A 17097-nucleotide genomic window follows, 5' to 3' on the forward strand; every position below is an offset into this window, starting at 1 on the left:
GTGGGCGGCCCACGCCCGGGTTCACTTCTCCGTGGCCGGTGCCACATCCCGCAGCAGTTGCCCGAAGGCCGCCTCGTCGATCACCGGCGTCCCGAACTGGCGGGCCTTGAGGACCTTCGAGGTGCCCGAGTCGGGGTCGTTGGTGACGAGCAGACTGGTGAGCCGCGAGATGCTCGTCGAGACGTGCAGACCGGCCTCGACGGCCCGGTCCTCGAGGAGCTCCCGCTCGATCGAGGTGTCCCCGGAGAACGCCACCCGCATGCCCTGCTGCAGCGGCCTGCCGTCCTCGTACCGTCCGGGATTCGGGTAGGGGCAGGCCGGCCGCTTGCGGGACGGCCGCCAGCTGCTGGGCCGGTAGCCGCCGTGGCTGCCGCTCGCCTGGGGTCCGATCCGGGGCGTGTCCGACCACTCCGTCAGGGGCCGGCACTCGAGCAGCGGCAGCCGTACGTCGCCCGCCGCCGCGGCCCGCAGACTGGGCCGGAACGCCTCCGCGAGCACGCGCGCGTCGTCCAGCGCGTGGTGCGCCCGCCGCTGGACGACCCCGAAGTGCGCCGCCAGGGTCTCCAGTTTGTGGTTGGGCAGCGGCAGGGCCAGCTCCTTGGCGAGCGCGATCGTGCACAGCCGCTGCCGCACCGGGGCCTCGGCCTGCGCGCGCGCGTACTCCCGCGCGATCATCTGCCAGTCGAAGACCGCGTTGTGCGCGACCAGCACCCGGCCGTCCAGCCGGGCCGAGAACTCCTCGGCGATCTCGGGGAAGAGAGGAGCGCCTTCGAGTACCTCGCTCGTCAGTCCGTGGATCCACACGGGACCCGGATCGCGCTCGGGGTTGACCAGCGTGTACCAGTGGTCCTCGACCTCGCCGCGCTCGTCCAGCCGGTAGACGGCCGCGCTGATGATCCGGTCGTCCCGGGCCAGTCCGGTGGTCTCCACGTCGACGACGGCGTACCCCTTGGGGTACGCGGCCGGCCACGGGGTGCCGGAGGACACTGCGGTCGTACGGTCTTCGAGCATGGTCATTGAGGATACGGGCCCGCACCGACAGCCCGGTCCGTCAGGTCGCCTGGTGCAGCCGCCCGTTCGCATGTCCTGATTCCTCGTCCGCCCTGATTGCCCTTCGCGTGGCTATGGACCTTTCGGCCGCCCGGTGCCAGCGTGCACCCCGCCCGGAGCGCAGACGGCCGACGGAAGGGCGGTAGGGCGGATGGCACGCGTACGGTACGGCGCTCGGACCGAGGCGGAGATCGCGGCCGCCCGCACCACGAAGCTCCCCGACGTCTGGTCCACCGGGGTGGTGGCCGTCTGGGAGACCGACCCGGACGCGGTGGCGGCCGTGCTGCCGCCGCCGCTCAAGCCGGCCGGCCGGCCGCTGGCCCGCGTCAGCATCAGCCGGGTCGCACTGCCCGGATACCCGCTCGGCGCGGGCTCGTTCGCGGTGGCCGCCGCGCACGGCACGGTCGAGGGCTGGTACCCGCTGGTCATGCCGATGACCCACGAGCGCGCCCTCACCGGCGGCCGCGAGGTGTTCGGCGAACCCAAGAAGCTCGGCGAGGTGACCGTCGAACGCGAGGGCGACCTCGTCCGCGCGGCTCTCGCCCGGCACGGCGTCGCCTTCGTGGAGGTGCGCGGCACGGTCGACGGCCCGCTGCCCCTGCCCGAGCCCGCCCCGAAGACCGACTTCTACTTCAAGTTCCTCCCGGCGGTGGACGGTTCGGGCTTCGACGGCGACCCGCTGCTGGTGCACTGCGTACGCGAGGAGAAGGTCCGCCGGCTGGAGCGCGTCACCGGGGAGGTGGTCCTCCGTGAGTCGGCGTACGACCCGGTCGCCGACCTTCCGGTGCTGCGTCTGCTGGACCTCACCCTCGGCGAGAAGACCAGCGACCAGCGCGGCCGCGTCGCCGAACGGGTGGACGCGCAGGCCCTGTTGCCCTACGTCCACCAGCGCTACGACGACCCTCGCCAGATCCACGACGCGCCGCCCGAGGGCAGCGAAGGGGGCGAGGCCTGATGGAACTCCGTGCCGGACAGGTCGCCGTCGTCACCGGCGCGGCGAGCGGGATCGGACTCGCGATGGCCACGAGGTTCGCCGCCGAGGGGCTGAAGGTGGTCCTCGCCGACGTGGAGCCGGCCGCCCTGGAGAAGGCCGCCGACGGTCTGCGCGCGGAGGGTGCCGACGTGCACGCGCGCGTGGTCGACGTCGGGGTCCGCGAACAGGTCCTGGAGCTGGCCGAGTCGGCCTACGACACCTACGGCGCGGTGCACGTCCTGTGCAACAACGCCGGGGTCGGCTCGGGCGCCGAGGGCCGGATGTGGGAGCACGAACCGAACGACTGGAAATGGGCGTTCGAGGTCAATGTGTGGGGTGTGTTCCACGGCGTCCAGGCTTTCCTGCCCAGGATGATCAAGTCGGGTCAACCCGGTCATGTGGTCAATACATCATCCGGTGACGGCGGCATCGCACCGCTCCCGACGGCGTCCGTGTACGCCGTCACGAAGGCGGCTGTCGTCACCCTCACCGAGTCCCTCTACGCCCATCTCAGGGCGGAGCAGGCGTGCGTGGGCGCCTCGGTCCTCTTCCCGGGGCCGCACATGCTGCGCACGGGCCTGTGGGAGTCGCACCGCAACCGCCCCGACCGCTATGCCAAGGAACGGCCGCGCCGGACTCCGTACCGCAGTCTCGACCAGTGGGAGGCGGCGATGCGCGCGGCGGGCAAGGAGGTCGCCTTCACGCCCGTCGAGCAGGTCGCCGAGTTCGTCGTGGCGGGCATCCGCGCGGACCGCTTCTGGCTGCTGCCGGAGAGCGGGCACAGCGACGCCCAGATCCGGGCCAGGGCCCGCTCGATGCTGGACCGGACGAACCCCTCGTACCTCGAAAGCTTCATCCTGGACTGAACAGGGGGCAGTGGTGACCGCCTACGACGACCCATACCTGATCATCTCCTCCGACTGCCACGCCGGGCTGCCCACCGAGGAGTACCGGCCCTATCTGGACGCCCGGTTCCACCGGGACTTCGACGAGTTCCTCGCCGGGCGGGAGCGCCGCCGGGAGGAGATGACCCGGCTCGGCATCCGCAACGAGGCGTTCGCGACCAGGTGGTTCCAGGACAACGAGGAGGGGCTGCGCGGGGGCTGGGACGCCGCCCAGCGCGTGAAGGAGCTGGACGGCGACGGGGTGGCCGCCGAGGTGGTCTTCCCGGACGCCGACGCGGTCGACAGCCGGACCGCGGCGCCCTTCGGGGTCGGCCTCGGCCTGTCCGGGGACCACGACCCGGAGCTGGGCATGGCCGGGGCCCGGGCCCACAACCGCTGGCTGGCCGACTTCGTGTCGGAGCACCCCGAACGGCACTGCGGGGTGGCCCTGCTGCCGGTCACGGCCCCCACGGACCGCGTGGTCGCCGAGGTGTACCGCGCGAAGGAGTCCGGCCTCGGAGCCCTGATGATCCCCTCCATGTGGGTCGACAAGGAGCCGTACCACGACCGCCGTTACGACCCCGTCTGGGCGGCCGCCGCCGAGTGCGGGATGCCGGTCCTCACCCACTCCGGCGCGGCCCCGCGCCACGAGTACGGCGACCATCTCGGCATCTACGTCAGCGAGGTGACGTGGTGGCCGGCCCGCCCGCTGTGGTTCCTGCTCTGGTCCGGCGTCTTCGAACGCCATCCCGGGCTGCGCTTCGGCATCGCGGAGTCGGGCTGCTGGTGGCTGCCGAACCTGCTGTGGTTCATGGACCGCCTCTACCTCGGCGCGCACGGCGGCAAGAAGCTCTCCCCCTTCGAGGAGCTGACCCGCCCGCCGCACGAGTACCTGGACCGGCAGGTGTTCGTCTGCGCCACCAACACCAAGCGCCGGGAACTCGCCCAGCGCTACGAGATCGGCGTCGACAACATCCTCTGGGGCAGCGACTTCCCGCACCCCGAGGGCACCTGGCCGGACACGCGCGCGTGGCTGCGCCGCACCTTCCACGACATCCCGGTGACCGAGACCCGCCGGATGCTCGGCCTGGCGGCGGCCGAGGCCTTCGGCTTCGACGTGGCACGGCTGACCCCGCTGGCCCTGCGCATCGGCCCCACTCCTGCCGACCTCGGCCAGCCGGCCGACCAGGCGGCGGTGGAGGCGTCCTGGGCCCGCTCGCGCGAGGTGGGCCGCCACTGGCTGACCGGCAACGACTTCCCGGCTCTGGGGGTGACGTCGTGAGCGACGACCGCTACACGGTGATCTCGGCCGACTGCCACGCGGGGGCGGACCTCCTCGACTACCGCCCCTACCTGGAGAAGCGCTTCCACGACGACTTCGACGGGTGGGCGGCCACGTACGTTAACCCGTACGAGGACCTGCTCGCCGACTCGGCCGACCGGAACTGGAACTCCGCGCGGCGGCTCGCCGAGCTGGAGGAGGACGGGATCGTCGCGGAGGTGATCTTCCCGAACACCATCCCGCCGTTCTTCCCGTCCGGCTCGCTCATGGCGCCCGCGCCGACGGCGGCGGAGTACGAGCGCCGGTGGGCGGGCCTGCGCGCCCACAACCGCTGGCTGGCCGACTTCTGCGCCGCCGCTCCGGGCCGCCGGGCGGGCGTCTTCCAGATCCTCCTCAACGACGTCGAGGAGGCCGTGAAGGAGATCCGCCGGGCGGCCGGGGCGGGCCTGAAAGGCGGTCTGATGCTCCCGGGCACCCCGCCGGGATCGGGACTTCCCGAACTGCACGCGCGCGTGTACGACCCGGTCTGGGCCGTCTGCGCGGAACTCGGAGTCCCCGTCAACCACCACGCCGGCTCCGCGTCCCCGCCGCTCGGCGACGAACCGGCCGCCCGCGCGGTCTTCATGGTCGAGACGACCTGGTTCTCGCACCGGGCACTCTGGCACCTGATCTTCGGCGGCGCCTTCCGCCGCCACCCGGATCTGAAACTCGTCCTGACCGAACAGGGCTCCGGCTGGATCCCGGGGGTCCTGGCCATGCTGGACTACTACCACGGCCGCATGCTGGCGGCGGCCACCAGGACGACGACCGCGGAGTCGAAGTTCGGAGTCGGCCTGGCGGACTCGATGGGCGAGCCGCCGTCCTCGGTCTGGCGGGACAACTGCTTCGTCGGCGCCAGCTTCATGCGTCCCCACGAGGTGCCGCTGCGCGACCGCATCGGCCTCGACAAGATCATGTGGGGCAGCGACTACCCGCACGACGAGGGCACCTACCCGTACACCAGGGAGGGCCTGCGCTTCGCCTTCGCCGGCGTCCCGCGCGACGAGCTCGCGGCCATGGTCGGCGGCAACGCGGCCCGCGTGTACGGCTTCGACCTCGACCTCCTGGACCCGATCGCGGCGAAGGTGGGACCGACGGTCGCGGAGATCGCCGAGCCGCTGCCTGACCCGCCGGCGGACGCGACGAGCCCGGTGTTCGCGCGAGGAGCTTCGGTACGGGTCTGGTGACGTGGGTACGGGGTCGGACGACGTCGGTACTGCGTGTACCGGCCCCGGGGTGCGATCCTCCCTGCTGTGACCGAACCAACGCACGACAACGAGGCCCACGGGGGAGCGCTCGGCTCCCGGCTGAACTGGCTGCGGGCGGCCGTCCTGGGCGCGAACGACGGGATCGTGTCGACGGCGGGCATCGTCGTCGGCGTCGCGGGCGCCACCGGCGACCGGGGCGCCCTGCTGACGGCGGGCCTGGCGGGGCTGCTCGCGGGGTCCATGTCGATGGCGGCGGGGGAGTACGTGTCGGTCTCCACCCAGCGCGACTCGGAACTGGCCGCGCTGGCGCAGGAGAAACGGGAGCTGAGGGAGCAGCCCGAGGCCGAGCTGGAGGAGCTGACCGAGCTGCTGGAGCGGCGCGGCCTGTCGGGGGAGGTGGCCCATGAGGCGGCCGTCCAGCTGACGGAGCGGGACGCGTTGCGCGCCCACGCACGCGTGGAGCTCGGTATCGATCCGGACGAGCTGACCAACCCCTGGAACGCGGCGGTCGCCAGCTTCCTGGCGTTCACGGTGGGGGCGCTGCTGCCCCTGCTGGCGATCGTCCTGCCACCGGCGGACCTGCGGTTGCCGGTGACCGTGGGTTCGGTCCTCGCGGCCCTGGTCCTGACGGGCTGGAGCAGCGCACGGCTGGGCGCGGCGGCGGCGGGACCCGCCGTGCTGCGGAACGTGGCGGGCGGAGCGCTGGCCATGGGGGTCACCTACGCGGCCGGGAGTCTGCTGGGCGCGGTGGGGGTCTAGCGGCCGCTCATGCGCTTGCTTGTTGGCGGAGATCGCCAACAAGCAAGCGCATACCGCTGGTGATACTTGTGGGTAACAACGTCTAGCCGTGGTCGACCGGCGGTTCTACGGTGCCCACATGCCGAACCTGCCCGATGTCGTGCTGTGGTCGATACCCGCCTTCGTGCTGCTCACCGTGATCGAGGTGATCAGCTACCGGATCCATCCCGACGACGACGTCGCCGGGTACCAGGCCAAGGACGCGGCCACGAGCATCGGCATGGGGCTCGGGTCGCTCGTCTTCGACTTCGTGTGGAAGATCCCGATCGTCGCGATCTACACGGCGGTGTACGAGCTGACCCCGCTGCGCGTCCCCGTCCTGTGGTGGACGGTCCCGCTGATGCTGCTCGCGCAGGACTTCCTCTACTACTGGTCGCACCGCGGCCACCACGTCATCCGCATCCTGTGGGCCTGCCACGTCGTCCATCACTCCAGCAGGAAGTTCAACCTCTCCACCGCGCTGCGCCAGCCCTGGACCTCGCTCACCGTCTGGCCGTTCTACGTCCCGCTGGTGGCCGTGGGGGTGCACCCGGCCGCGCTCGCCTTCTGCTCCTCCGCCAACCTCGTCTACCAGTTCTGGATCCACACCGAACGCATCGACAAGATGCCCCGGTGGTTCGAGTTCGTGTTCAACACGCCGTCCCACCACCGCGTGCACCACGCCTCCCAGGGCGGCTACCTGGACCGCAACTTCGGCGGGATCCTGATCATCTGGGACCGGCTGTTCGGGTCCTGGGTACCGGAGGTCGAGCGGCCCGTGTACGGGTTGACCAAGAACATCAACACGTTCAACCCCGTCAAGGTGGCCACCCACGAGTACGTCGCCATCGCCAAGGACATCAAGGCCGCGCGCAGTTGGCGGGAGCGGGCCGGGCGGGTCTTCCGGGGGCCGGGCTGGGCGCCGGCGGCCGCCGTGCCGCAGGCCGAGGAGTCCGTGGCCGCGTGAGAGCGTCCCGGGAGCTGCTCGCCGCCTTCACCCTCGCCGTCGTCATCGACCTCGCCTGCCTGGCGGTCGGCTTCCGCACCGGGCACGTCGTCGCCAAGGTGCTCCTGATGCCGCTGCTGGCCGCGTCCGCCACCCGCGCGGGTGCCCCGCGGCTCCTCGTCGCCGCCCTGCTGTGCGGCTGGGGCGGCGACGTCCTGCTCCTCTCCGACGCCGACCCGGCCTTCATGGCGGGCATGGCCTCCTTCGCCGCCGGGCACGTCTGCTATCTCGTCCTCTTCCGCCGCCAGGGGCCGCCACACGCGCGTGCGCGTCTTCTCGCCCTCGCCTACGCCACCGCCCTCGTCATCCTGGTCGCCCTGCTGTGGCCCGACCTGCCCACCGGGCTGCGGGTGCCGGTGGCCGGCTACAGCACCCTGCTCACCGCCATGGCGTACACCGCCGCCACCCGGCTCGGCCCGGCCGCCGGGCTCGGCGGCGCGCTCTTCATGCTCTCCGACACGCTGATCGCGACCGGCGTCGCCGACTGGCCGCAGCTGCCGCGACCCGACTTCTGGATCATGCTCACCTACGCGGCGGCACAGTTCCTACTGGTCCGGGGCACCCTCGGCGCGCGCCCCGCACCGGCCACGGCGTACCGTGAAGTGCGCTCGACCACCCCCTGAGCGCACCCACGACACCGCACGAGAAGGACCCTCGCCATGCGCGCCACCACCATCCACGCCCCGTTCGACATGCGCGTGGAGGACGTGCCCGAGCCCGTGGTGCAGCTGCCCACCGACGCCGTCGTGCGGGTGCTGCGGGCCTGCATCTGCGGCAGCGACCTGTGGGCGTACCGCGGTGAGGCGGCCCGGCAGCCGGGGCAGCGCATCGGCCACGAGTTCCTCGGCGTGGTCGAGGAGACCGGCTCCGAGGTGGGCACCGTGCGGCGTGGCGACCTCGTGGTCGCCCCCTTCATGTGGTCCGACGGCGTCTGCGACTACTGCCGCGAGGGCCTGACCACGTCCTGCGAGCACGGCGGCTTCTGGGGCTCCGTCGGTTACGACGGCGGCCAGGGCGAGGCCGTGCGCGTCCCGTTCGCCGACGGCACCCTGGTCCAGCTGCCCAAGGAGGCGGCCTCCGACGACCACCTGCTGTCCGCCCTGCTGACCCTCTCCGACGTCCTCGGCACCGGCCATCACGCGGCCCTCGGCGCGGGCGCCCGGCCCGGTGCCACGGTCGCCGTCGTCGGGGACGGCGCGGTCGGTCTGTGCGCCGTGCTGGCCGCCAAGCGGCTGGGCGCCGAGCGGATCATCGCGCTGGGCCGGCACGAGGTGCGCACCGACATCGCGCGCCGCTTCGGCGCCACCGATGTCGTCGCCGAACGCGGGGACGCGGCCGTGGACGCCGTACGCGAACTCACCCGGGGCCAGGGCGCGCACGCCGTCGTCGAGGCCGTGGGCACCGAGCAGTCCATGCGGACGGCCGTCAACATCACCCGTGACGGCGGCGCGATCGGCTTCGTCGGCGTCCCGCACGGCAGCGGCACCGGCCTGGACCTCGGCGTCATGTTCGACCGGAACATCGCCCTGCGCGGCGGTGTCGCCCCGGTCCGCGCCTACATCCCCGACCTGCTGCCCGACGTCCTCGACGGCACGATCGACCCGTCGCCGGTCTTCGACCTCACCGTCGGCATCGAGGGCGTGCCCGACGGCTACAAGGCGATGGACGAGCGCACCGCTCTGAAGGTGCTCGTCACCAACGGCTGAATCAACGCCCCGATCAACACTTGATCAAGTCCATCTGATCGAGTCCATCTGATCAAGTCCACCTGATCGGCAGCGGCAGCGCCGTCAACACTCCCGACACCGCGACCACCACCCCCAGGACGGCCACCTCGGCCCGCGCGGGGACGTACGCGGTCAGCGGGTCGGTGGCCCGGCGCAGCCGGAACCTGGCCCACAGCGCCAGCACGGCGACGGCGGCGACGAGGATCACCTTGGCCAGCAGGGTGCGCCCGTACGCCGTCGCCGTCAGCTGGTCCAGGACCGTCCCCGGCGGCATCCGCCGCAGCGAACTCCACACGCCCGTCGCGGTGATGGCCGCGAGCAGTACGGCGGCCACGCGCGCGTAGAGCCCGAGCAGCGCCGCGCCGGCCTCCCGGCCGCGCCACCGGCGCAGCATGCGCAACGCGTGCAGCAGACCGCCCACCCACAGGGTCGCGCACGTCAGATGCACCAGGGTCAGCGCGGAGCCGAGCAACGGGTTGTGCTCGGGCGCGGCATGGGCGCGCAGCGCCTCCGCGACGGCCACCGCCGCCAGCGGCCACACCTGGGTGGCCGGGCGGCGCGAGCGGGCGCACAGACCGGCCAGCAGAAAGGCGTTGACCTCGACCAGCGCGAGCTTGCCGTCGCGTGACTGGTACAGGCCGCCCACGTCGACGTCGGCGAGGGAGCGCGGCACCAGGTTGCCCGTCGACACGACCGACGCGAGCCCCAGTGCGGCGACGAAACCGGCGCCGGCCGCGAACACCGCCCAGCCGGTCGGCCGTTCGGGCGGCGCGTCCGGCAGCCGGCGGGCCAGCCGGTCCACGAACAGTTCACCCGAGGACACGCACAGGGCGGCGAACAGCACCCCGCGCAGCAGGGCGATACCGCCCACCCCCGGCGCCGCGGCCTCTCCGGTGCCCCGCAGCGCGACGGACGGCCCGAGCAGCGGCACCAGCGCGGCCACTGCGGCCAGCACCAGGACGGCGACGGCCCGGCCGGTCCCGGGGCGTCTCGCGGGGCCGCTCGCGGCCACCTCGGCGGTCGGTCGTGTCAACGGCCCCCCTGATCTCCACCGGCCATGACAGAAGCGGGCAAGTACAGGAAAACAGCTGACGGAACGGCATACCACCCATTCGTACGTTTCCGGCCACCCCGGGGCGCGCGGTCACGCCCCGACGAGCCGGGGCCGACCTCGCCCTCGATCCGGGCGGCTACGCCCAACGCGGCGCATCCGACCCCCACGGCACCGGCGGCCGCGCCCAGTCGGCCGGGCCGCCCGCGAAGGACACCGGCGGCCGCGCGTACCGAAGCCGCCCCAGCGCGCTGTCCGTCTCCGCGAGCCAGGCGTCCGGCCCGGCGTACGGCTCACCGGTCCCGGAACCCGGCTCCACCTCCTTCGTGAGCCACCGCGCGGTCCGCGCCAGAGCCAGCCGTACGGACCTGCTCCCGCCGTCGTGCGACCGCTCGGTCAGCGCCCGCAGCACACCGGCCGCCAGCAGGTAGCCGGTGCCGTGGTCCAGCGCCTGCGCGGGCAGCGCGCCCGGCCGGTCCGCCGTGCCCTCGATCTCCGCGATGCCCGTGGCGACCTGCACCAGGCTGTCGAAGCCGCGCCGTCCGCCCCACGGCCCGTACGCGCCCCACGCCGACACCTGGGCCACGACCAGCCCGGGCCGCCGCTCGGCCAGCGCCTCGGGGGAGAGCCCGAACCGGTCCAGGGCGCCCGGCCGGTAGCCGGTGACCACCACGTCCGCCGAGGCCAGCAACTCCTCGAAGGCCGCCCGGTCCGTGGTCAGGCCGAGCGTCGCCGAGCGCTTCCCGAAGCCCGTGTCGGCGTGCTGGTCGGGGAGTTCGGGCAGCCACGGCGCGTCCAGGCGCAGGACGTCGGCGCCCAGCAGCCCGAGGGTGCGGGTGGCGACCGGGCCCGCGAGGACCCGGGTCAGGTCCAGCACGCGCAGGCCGGCGGCGGGCAGCAGGGGAGCGGCACCGGCGCCGAGCGGTGGGAGCACGCGCGCGTGCGCCGCGTCCAGGCGTCGCCGCTCGATCAGGGGACGTGCGGCCACCTCGGCGGCCTGCTCGTGCGCGGCCCACTCCCCGGGCGAGCGCAGCGCCACGGCGAGCCCGCCGGCGCCGTAGACCGTGTCCTCCACCTCCAGCGCGGGCCGCGCGGCGATCCGGGCCGCGACCTCCTCGGGGGAGGCGTCTTCCGGCAGGCCGAGCGCGCCGAGCAACCGGGCTCGGTGGTGCGGGTAGTTGGCGTGCGTGCGCACCCACCCGTCCGCCGCACGCCAGAACCGGGACAGCGGGGCGAACTGCACGGGCGCCCGCCCGTCGACCAGCAGGTGCCGCTCGCTGGTGAACGCCGTCGCCACGGCCCCGTCGTCCACCCGGACCCGGGGCACCTCCGCGGCCCCGGTCCGCCGTGCCCCCAGCTCGGCGGCGGCCAGCGCGCACACGCCGACACAGGCGCGGGCGAGCTGTCGTACCGGAAGGTGCGCCGGGAGCGTGCTCTCGCGTGTCACGGTCGTGACACGCGAGAGCAGTGACGGATCGCCGCCCAGCGCGGACCATGCATAGTTGATTCCAGTCATGACTTAACTATGCATTATTGATTGGATCAATATGTGAGCCTACTTTGTCACTGCCGCCAGTGCGTCGGCCGTGCCCCAGCCGTAGAAGCCGTTGCGGTTCTTGGAGCCCTCGCACACCGCGTCGACCTTGCCGTCGCCGTTGATGTCGTACGGGTCCGTGCACGGCGTGGCGGTCGCCTCGGCGTACAGCAGCGCCTTCACCAGGGCGGCGGAGGCATGCGGATGGGTTGACTTGATCAATGCGGCGACGCCGACGACGTGCGGGGTCGCCATCGAGGTACCGGCCATGTAGCCCCACTTGCCGCCCGGCAGCGGGCCCAGGATCAGGCCGCTGGTGGCAGGGGGCTGTGGCGCCTGGTAGGCCGTCGAGTCGCCGCCGGGCGCGGCGATGTCGATGACCCCGAGGCCGTAGTTGGAGAACGACGACTTGAGGCCCTTCGCGCCGGTCGCCGCGACCGTGACCACACCCGGCAGCTGGGTCGGTATGTCGAAGCACTTGTGCGGGTCGATCACCCGGTCGGTGGGCGTGCCGTCGTTCGGCGAGACCGGGTCGGTGATCGAGTGGGAGGCCAGGTCGTAGCTCTCGTTGCCGGCCGCCGCGACGTTGACCGTGCCCTTGCGCTCCGCGAACTGCGAGGCCCTGGTGATGGCGTCGACGAGCGCCTTCTGGTCCGGGTCGTCGGTGCAGTTGAAGTACCAGGGGTCGGTGTAATAGCTGTTGTTGGTGACGTCGATGTGGTGCTCGGCCGCCCACACGAACCCGCAGACCACGGCCTCCGTGTAGAAGTACCCGGCCGTGGTGGCGACCTTGATGCCGGCCACCTTGACGCCGGGCGCCACGCCGGTGATGCCGATCCCGTTCCTGGCCCCGGCGATCTCGCCCGCCACGTGCGTGCCGTGCGGGCTCTCGGCCGCCGTGGGCCGCCAGGCGCCGTAGGTCGTGTCCGGCTTGCCCGTGACGCAGTTGGTGGACTGCGAGGCGGAGAAGTTGGGGGCGATGTCCGGGTGGGTGTCGTCGACGCCCGTGTCGATGACGGCGACGGTGACCTTCGAGCTGCCCAGGGTCTTCTCGTGCGCCTTGTCCGCCTTGATGGCGGGCAGGTCCCACTGCAGCGGCTCCAGTGGGTCCTGCCCGTCGGTCGCCTGCGCGTCCGCCTCCGAGACCTGCTCGGAGGTGAGCACCTCCGGTGTGCCGACGTCGGTGGTCGACTGGGCGGGCAGCGGCGCGTTGCGGGTGTTCCCGGCCGAGTCCACGCCGGGCACCTTGCGAATGATCTTGGCGAAGTCGGCGTTCGACGAATGGACGACGATCACGCCGATCTCGTCGTACGCGATCACCACCGAACCGCCGGCCCGCTCGATCGCCCGCTGGACACGTTCGGAGGTGCTGTGTCCGCGACGGACGTTGACGACATAGCTGAGAGACGTCGCGTCACCGGCGTCCGCTGCGGACGCGGACGTACCGGTCTCGGCGGCTGACGCCGAGACGTTGGGCAGGAAGGCGAGGGCGGTGGCCATGGCCATGCCGAGCGGGAGGGCGAGGATGCGACGGTAGCGCGGCTGGGGCGCGGTCATCTGAGGTCTCCAGTTCGTTCGCGGAACAGGCGTGCCGTGCGGGAAGTCCTGCTCTGTGGTGCCTACTTGACCGCACGGAGCGCGTTGACGACACCGGAGCCGTAGAAGCCGTTGACGTGCTTGCCGCCCACGCAGGTGGCGTCGACGACGCCGTCGCCGTCCCCGTCGTACGGGCCGGCCGGGCAGCCCGGGTTGTCCGCCTCGGCCTTCAGGAGGGCCAGCAACCCGGCCGGAGTGGCGTGCGGGTGCGTCGACTTCAGCAGCGCGGCCACGGCGGCCACGTGCGGGGACGCCATCGAGGTGCCCTGGAGGAAGCCGTACTGGTCGTTCGGCAGGGTGGACAGGATGCGGCCGTTCTTCGACGGCGTGTCCGGGATCTGGTACTTGTCGCCGCCCGGGCCCGCCACGTCGATGACGCCCTGGCCGTAGCTGGAGTAGTAGGACTTCGTGTCGTTGACGCCGACCGCGCTCACGGTGACCACGCCGGGCAGCTGGGTCGGCACGTCGAAGCACTCGTGCGGGTCGACCGTCCGGGTGGTGGCCGTCGAGTCGTCCGGGCTGGAGGTGTCCGTGAGGGCGTGCGAGTCCAGGTCGTCGTTCGAGTTTCCCGCCGAGGCCACGTTGAGTGTGCCCTTGTGCTGGGCGTACAGCTGCGCCCTGTTGACCGCGTCAACGATGGCGCGTTGATCGGGGTCGTCCATGCAGTTGTACAGCCATGGATCAACGTAGTAGCTGTTGTTGGTGATCTCGATGCCGTGGTCGGCGGCGAAGACGAAGGCGCAGACGACGCTCTCCGGGTAGAACAGCTGCGTCGGGTCGGGCTGGGCCACCGTGATGCTCGCGACCTTCACGCCCGGTGCCACGCCCGCCACGCCGATCCCGTTGCGGGCGGCGGCTATCTCACCGGCGACGTGGGTGCCGTGGTAGTGGTCGGCGTCCACCGGCCGCCAGGCGCCGTACGTGGTGTCCGCCTTGCCGCTCACGCAGTTGGCGGACTGCGAGGCGGAGAAGTTCGGGGCGATGTCCGGGTGGGTGTCGTCGACACCGGTGTCGATGATGCCGACCGTCACCGAGCGGCTCCCCGGATTGACCGCGGCGGCCTTGTCGGCGCCGATCGTCCGCAGGTCCCACTGGTCGGCCTCGAGGGGCTCCTGACCCGCCGTCGCCCGCTGCTCGACCTTCGCGGCCTCCGCCTTCGACAGGACCTGTACGGCACCCTCGTCCGTGGTCCCCGCCGCGCTCAGCGCGGCCGTCCGGGTGGCGCCCGCCGACTGCACCCCGCGCACCGCGCGCAACGCCGTGCCGAAGCCCGGGTTCGCCGAATGCACGACGATCACGCCGATCTTGTCGTACGTCGCGATGATCGTGCCGCCGTTGCGGACGACCGCCCGCTGCACCGACTCGATCGTGCGATGGTCCGTTCTGGTGTTGACGACGTAGGCCAGGTTCGGACCGTCCGCCGCAGGCGTCGCCCGGGTGGTCAGCGGGGCCGCGGAAGCCGCTGCCGGCACGAGGCCCAGCGAGGCGGTGAGCGACAGGACGACCGGGACGGCGAGCGCCAGCCCGCGTCTGGAACGCAGATGAGCCATGGGGTCTCCACATCATCCGGAACATCAACCGAAAACGGGCCCGCCCAGGCCGAGGTACCGCTTGGGCAGGTACATGACGGGTGGTGCAGGGCCGAAGCTATCTCCCGCAGTCACCGGCCAGCAATGACCGGAGGTGACTTGCGCCGACGACTTCCGAAAGAACCCGGGCGAGTTGAACCTGCCCACGCGTGGCGCCGTGACCTTGAGGAGGGAGCCGCAGCAGGATCGAGGCCCCCCGTCGGAATCACTCCCCGGAGTCACGACATCACACCGGGTGGGTGTTCCGCATGTCTGTGAGGTCAGAATCCGCATGTCCGTATCGCGAGGAGACTCCGTGGCCACCGAGACACCACCGCCCTCGAACACGCAGACCCGGCTCCCCTCCGGCGAGGAGTTCGCCGAGGTGCAGCAGAGTCGGGAGTTCGCCGAACTGCGGCACTCCCACCGCTCCTTCGCCTTCCCGCTGACCTTCGCCTTCATCGCCTGGTACCTGCTGTACGTCCTGCTCTCCAACTACGCGGACGACTTCATGGGCACCAAGGTCGTCGGCAACATCAACGTGGCCCTGGTCCTCGGCCTCGCCCAGTTCCTCACCACGTTCCTCATCGCCTGGTGGTACGCCCGGCACGCGGCCGCCAAGCTCGACCCCAAGGCCGAGGCCATCAAGGACCGGATGGAGGGCGGCGCATGAGCCCCGCGATCACGCTGGCTGCCGGCGAGGCGAGCGAGCACCGGACGCTGATCATCACCCTGTTCGCGGTGTTCGTCGCCGCGACCCTCGTCATCACCGTCTGGGCGGGCCGCCAGACCAAGGACGCCGCCGACTTCTACGCGGGCGGCCGCCAGTTCAGCGGCTTCCAGAACGGCCTCGCCGTCTCCGGGGACTACATGTCCGCCGCGTCCTTCCTGGGCATCGCCGGCGCCATCGCCCTGTTCGGCTACGACGGCTTCCTGTACTCCATCGGCTTCCTGGTCGCCTGGCTCGTCGCCCTGCTCCTGGTCGCCGAGCCGCTGCGCAACTCCGGCCGCTACACCATGGGCGACGTACTGGCCTACCGCATGCGCCAGCGCCCGGTCCGCACCGCAGCCGGCACCTCGACGATCGTCGTCTCGATCTTCTACCTGCTGGCCCAGATGGCGGGAGCGGGCGTCCTCGTCTCCCTTCTCCTCGGCATCACCAGCGACGGCGGAAAGATCGGCATCGTCGCCCTGGTCGGCGTCCTGATGATCGTCTACGTCACCATCGGCGGCATGAAGGGCACCACCTGGGTCCAGATGGTCAAGGCCGTGCTGCTCATCGCGGGCGCCCTGCTGCTGACCTTCATGGTCCTGGCCAAGTTCCACTTCAACGTCTCCGACCTGCTCGGCAAGGCCGCCGACAACAGCGGCAAGGGTTCCGCCTTCCTGGAGCCCGGCCTGAAGTACGGCGCCACCGGCACCAGCAAGCTGGACTTCCTCTCCCTCGGCATCGCCCTGGTCCTCGGCACCGCCGGCCTGCCGCACATCCTGATCCGCTTCTACACTGTGCCCACCGCCAAGGCGGCCCGGAAGTCGGTCCTCTGGGCGATCGGCCTGATCGGCGCCTTCTACCTGATGACCCTCGCCCTCGGCTTCGGCGCGGCCGCCCTGATCAAACCGGACGAGATCATCGCGTCCAACAAGTCCGGCAACACCGCGGCGCCCCTCCTCGCCCTCCACCTGGGCGGCGTCGACTCCAACTGGGGCGCGATCCTGCTGGCCACGATCTCGGCGGTGGCCTTCGCGACGATCCTCGCGGTGGTAGCGGGCCTCACCCTGGCGTCCTCCTCGTCCTTCGCGCACGACATCTACGCCAACGTCATCAAGAAGGGCCAGGCCACCGAGAAGCAGGAGATCAACGCGGCCCGGTACGCCACGGTCGGCATCGGCGCCGTCTCCATCCTCCTCGGCGCCCTCGCCCGCGACCTGAACGTCGCCGGCCTGGTCGCCCTGGCCTTCGCGGTCGCCGCCTCCGCCAACCTGCCGACCATCCTCTTCAGCCTCTTCTGGAAGCGGTTCACCACCGCCGGAGCCCTCTGGTCGATCTACGGCGGCCTGGTCACCGCGGTCGGCCTGGTGCTGTTCTCGCCGGTGGTGTCCGGCAAGGAGACGTCGATGTTCCCGGGCGTCGACTTCCACTGGTTCCCGCTGGAGAACCCGGGCATCATCTCGATCCCGGTCGGATTCCTCCTCGGCGTCGTGGGCACTCTGCTCTCGAAGGAGGTCCCGGACGCCGGCAAGTACGCGGAGCTGGAGGTGCGGTCCCTGACAGGGACCGGAGCTCACTGAGCTACGTACGACTGGCCGCGTCGACGGGATCATAGGATCCTACGACGCGGCCGTGTCGTACCTCGTGGTATCGGGCCTCTCGCGATGTCAGTGCCGTCACGTAGGCTCACAAG

Annotated in this window: 15 protein-coding genes; 10 read left to right on the forward strand and 5 right to left on the reverse strand. The window is 71.8% G+C overall.

Annotation, left to right across the window (positions count from 1 at the left end; all coding sequences use genetic code 11):
• Positions 1 to 21 precede the first annotated feature (21 nt).
• Entirely contained in the window at positions 22 to 1011 is a 990-nt protein-coding gene (locus tag ACFY0P_RS19170; RefSeq protein WP_388913969.1) for a DEDDh family exonuclease, read from the reverse strand.
• Positions 1012 to 1201: 190 nt separating this feature from the next.
• Here ACFY0P_RS19170 and ACFY0P_RS19175 point away from each other — a divergent pair, with 190 nt between their 5' ends.
• The 8 genes from ACFY0P_RS19175 to ACFY0P_RS19210 all read left to right on the forward strand — a co-directional run bounded on the left by ACFY0P_RS19175 (position 1202) and on the right by ACFY0P_RS19210 (position 8925).
• Positions 1202 to 2005 (forward strand): acetoacetate decarboxylase family protein, encoded by an 804-nt coding sequence (locus tag ACFY0P_RS19175; protein WP_388913972.1) that lies wholly within the window; start codon positions 1202 to 1204, stop codon positions 2003 to 2005.
• A complete protein-coding gene (locus tag ACFY0P_RS19180) occupies positions 2005 to 2889 on the forward strand; it encodes an SDR family NAD(P)-dependent oxidoreductase (protein WP_388913975.1) in 885 nt (294 codons plus the stop codon). Before ACFY0P_RS19175 ends, ACFY0P_RS19180 begins: the two co-directional genes overlap by 1 nt.
• A gap of 13 nt (positions 2890 to 2902) precedes the next feature.
• On the forward strand, positions 2903 to 4189 hold the full coding sequence (locus tag ACFY0P_RS19185) for an amidohydrolase family protein (protein WP_388913978.1): 1287 nt from the start codon (positions 2903 to 2905) through the stop codon (positions 4187 to 4189).
• Entirely contained in the window at positions 4186 to 5415 is a 1230-nt protein-coding gene (locus ACFY0P_RS19190) for an amidohydrolase family protein (RefSeq protein WP_388913981.1), read from the forward strand. The genes ACFY0P_RS19185 and ACFY0P_RS19190 overlap by 4 nt, the downstream gene beginning before the upstream one ends.
• A gap of 66 nt (positions 5416 to 5481) precedes the next feature.
• The gene (locus tag ACFY0P_RS19195; protein WP_388913984.1) at positions 5482 to 6195 is read left to right on the forward strand and encodes a VIT family protein; all 714 of its coding nucleotides are present in this window, start codon (positions 5482 to 5484) and stop codon (positions 6193 to 6195) included.
• A 118-nt stretch (positions 6196 to 6313) separates the two neighbouring features.
• Positions 6314 to 7180 (forward strand): sterol desaturase family protein, encoded by an 867-nt coding sequence (locus tag ACFY0P_RS19200; RefSeq protein WP_388913987.1) that lies wholly within the window; start codon positions 6314 to 6316, stop codon positions 7178 to 7180.
• A complete protein-coding gene (locus tag ACFY0P_RS19205; RefSeq protein WP_388913990.1) occupies positions 7177 to 7842 on the forward strand; it encodes a lysoplasmalogenase in 666 nt (221 codons plus the stop codon). The genes ACFY0P_RS19200 and ACFY0P_RS19205 overlap by 4 nt, the downstream gene beginning before the upstream one ends.
• A 36-nt stretch (positions 7843 to 7878) precedes the next feature.
• Positions 7879 to 8925, forward strand: a complete 1047-nt coding sequence (locus ACFY0P_RS19210; protein ID WP_388913993.1) for a zinc-dependent alcohol dehydrogenase family protein — start codon at positions 7879 to 7881, stop codon at positions 8923 to 8925.
• A 52-nt stretch (positions 8926 to 8977) separates the two neighbouring features.
• Here ACFY0P_RS19210 and ACFY0P_RS19215 read toward each other — a convergent pair whose 3' ends face one another.
• The 4 genes from ACFY0P_RS19215 to ACFY0P_RS19230 form a co-directional block, all read right to left on the reverse strand.
• A complete protein-coding gene (locus ACFY0P_RS19215; protein ID WP_388913996.1) occupies positions 8978 to 9979 on the reverse strand; it encodes a CopD family protein in 1002 nt (333 codons plus the stop codon).
• Between the two features lie 157 nt (positions 9980 to 10136).
• A complete protein-coding gene (locus tag ACFY0P_RS19220; protein ID WP_388913999.1) occupies positions 10137 to 11513 on the reverse strand; it encodes a CoA transferase in 1377 nt (458 codons plus the stop codon).
• A gap of 39 nt (positions 11514 to 11552) precedes the next feature.
• Positions 11553 to 13088, reverse strand: coding sequence for a S8 family serine peptidase (locus ACFY0P_RS19225; protein ID WP_388914002.1), 1536 nt, complete (start codon positions 13086 to 13088; stop codon positions 11553 to 11555).
• Positions 13089 to 13150: 62 nt separating this feature from the next.
• Positions 13151 to 14677 carry a S8 family serine peptidase gene (locus ACFY0P_RS19230; protein ID WP_388914005.1) on the reverse strand — a complete coding sequence of 509 codons (1527 nt, stop codon included), beginning with the start codon at positions 14675 to 14677 and terminating at the stop codon, positions 13151 to 13153.
• A 334-nt stretch (positions 14678 to 15011) separates the two neighbouring features.
• On the opposite strand from ACFY0P_RS19230, the gene ACFY0P_RS19235 reads away from it, so the two are divergent.
• Positions 15012 to 15368, forward strand: a complete 357-nt coding sequence (locus ACFY0P_RS19235) for a DUF485 domain-containing protein (RefSeq protein WP_388914008.1) — start codon at positions 15012 to 15014, stop codon at positions 15366 to 15368.
• Positions 15365 to 16984: a cation acetate symporter gene (locus tag ACFY0P_RS19240; protein WP_388914011.1), complete on the forward strand. Its 1620-nt coding sequence runs from the start codon at positions 15365 to 15367 to the stop codon at positions 16982 to 16984. The genes ACFY0P_RS19235 and ACFY0P_RS19240 overlap by 4 nt, the downstream gene beginning before the upstream one ends.
• The last annotated feature ends 113 nt before the right edge of the window (positions 16985 to 17097 follow it).

The sequence above is a fragment of the Streptomyces sp. NPDC001714 genome, assembly GCF_042892755.1.
GTDB lineage: Bacteria > Actinomycetota > Actinomycetes > Streptomycetales > Streptomycetaceae > Streptomyces.

What these genes read in the sequence shown, in the direction of transcription:
- ACFY0P_RS19230 (WP_388914005.1), bottom strand. Translation starts at nt 14,677, where the DNA reads ATGGCTCATCTGCGTTCCAGACGCGGGCTGGCGCTCGCCGTCCCGGTC.
- ACFY0P_RS19240 (WP_388914011.1), top strand. Translation starts at nt 15,365, where the DNA reads ATGAGCCCCGCGATCACGCTGGCTGCCGGCGAGGCGAGCGAGCACCGG.
- ACFY0P_RS19225 (WP_388914002.1), bottom strand. Translation starts at nt 13,088, where the DNA reads ATGACCGCGCCCCAGCCGCGCTACCGTCGCATCCTCGCCCTCCCGCTC.
- ACFY0P_RS19220 (WP_388913999.1), bottom strand. Translation starts at nt 11,513, where the DNA reads ATGACTGGAATCAACTATGCATGGTCCGCGCTGGGCGGCGATCCGTCA.
- ACFY0P_RS19175 (WP_388913972.1), top strand. Translation starts at nt 1,202, where the DNA reads ATGGCACGCGTACGGTACGGCGCTCGGACCGAGGCGGAGATCGCGGCC.
- ACFY0P_RS19180 (WP_388913975.1), top strand. Translation starts at nt 2,005, where the DNA reads ATGGAACTCCGTGCCGGACAGGTCGCCGTCGTCACCGGCGCGGCGAGC.
- ACFY0P_RS19200 (WP_388913987.1), top strand. Translation starts at nt 6,314, where the DNA reads ATGCCGAACCTGCCCGATGTCGTGCTGTGGTCGATACCCGCCTTCGTG.
- ACFY0P_RS19210 (WP_388913993.1), top strand. Translation starts at nt 7,879, where the DNA reads ATGCGCGCCACCACCATCCACGCCCCGTTCGACATGCGCGTGGAGGAC.
- ACFY0P_RS19170 (WP_388913969.1), bottom strand. Translation starts at nt 1,011, where the DNA reads ATGCTCGAAGACCGTACGACCGCAGTGTCCTCCGGCACCCCGTGGCCG.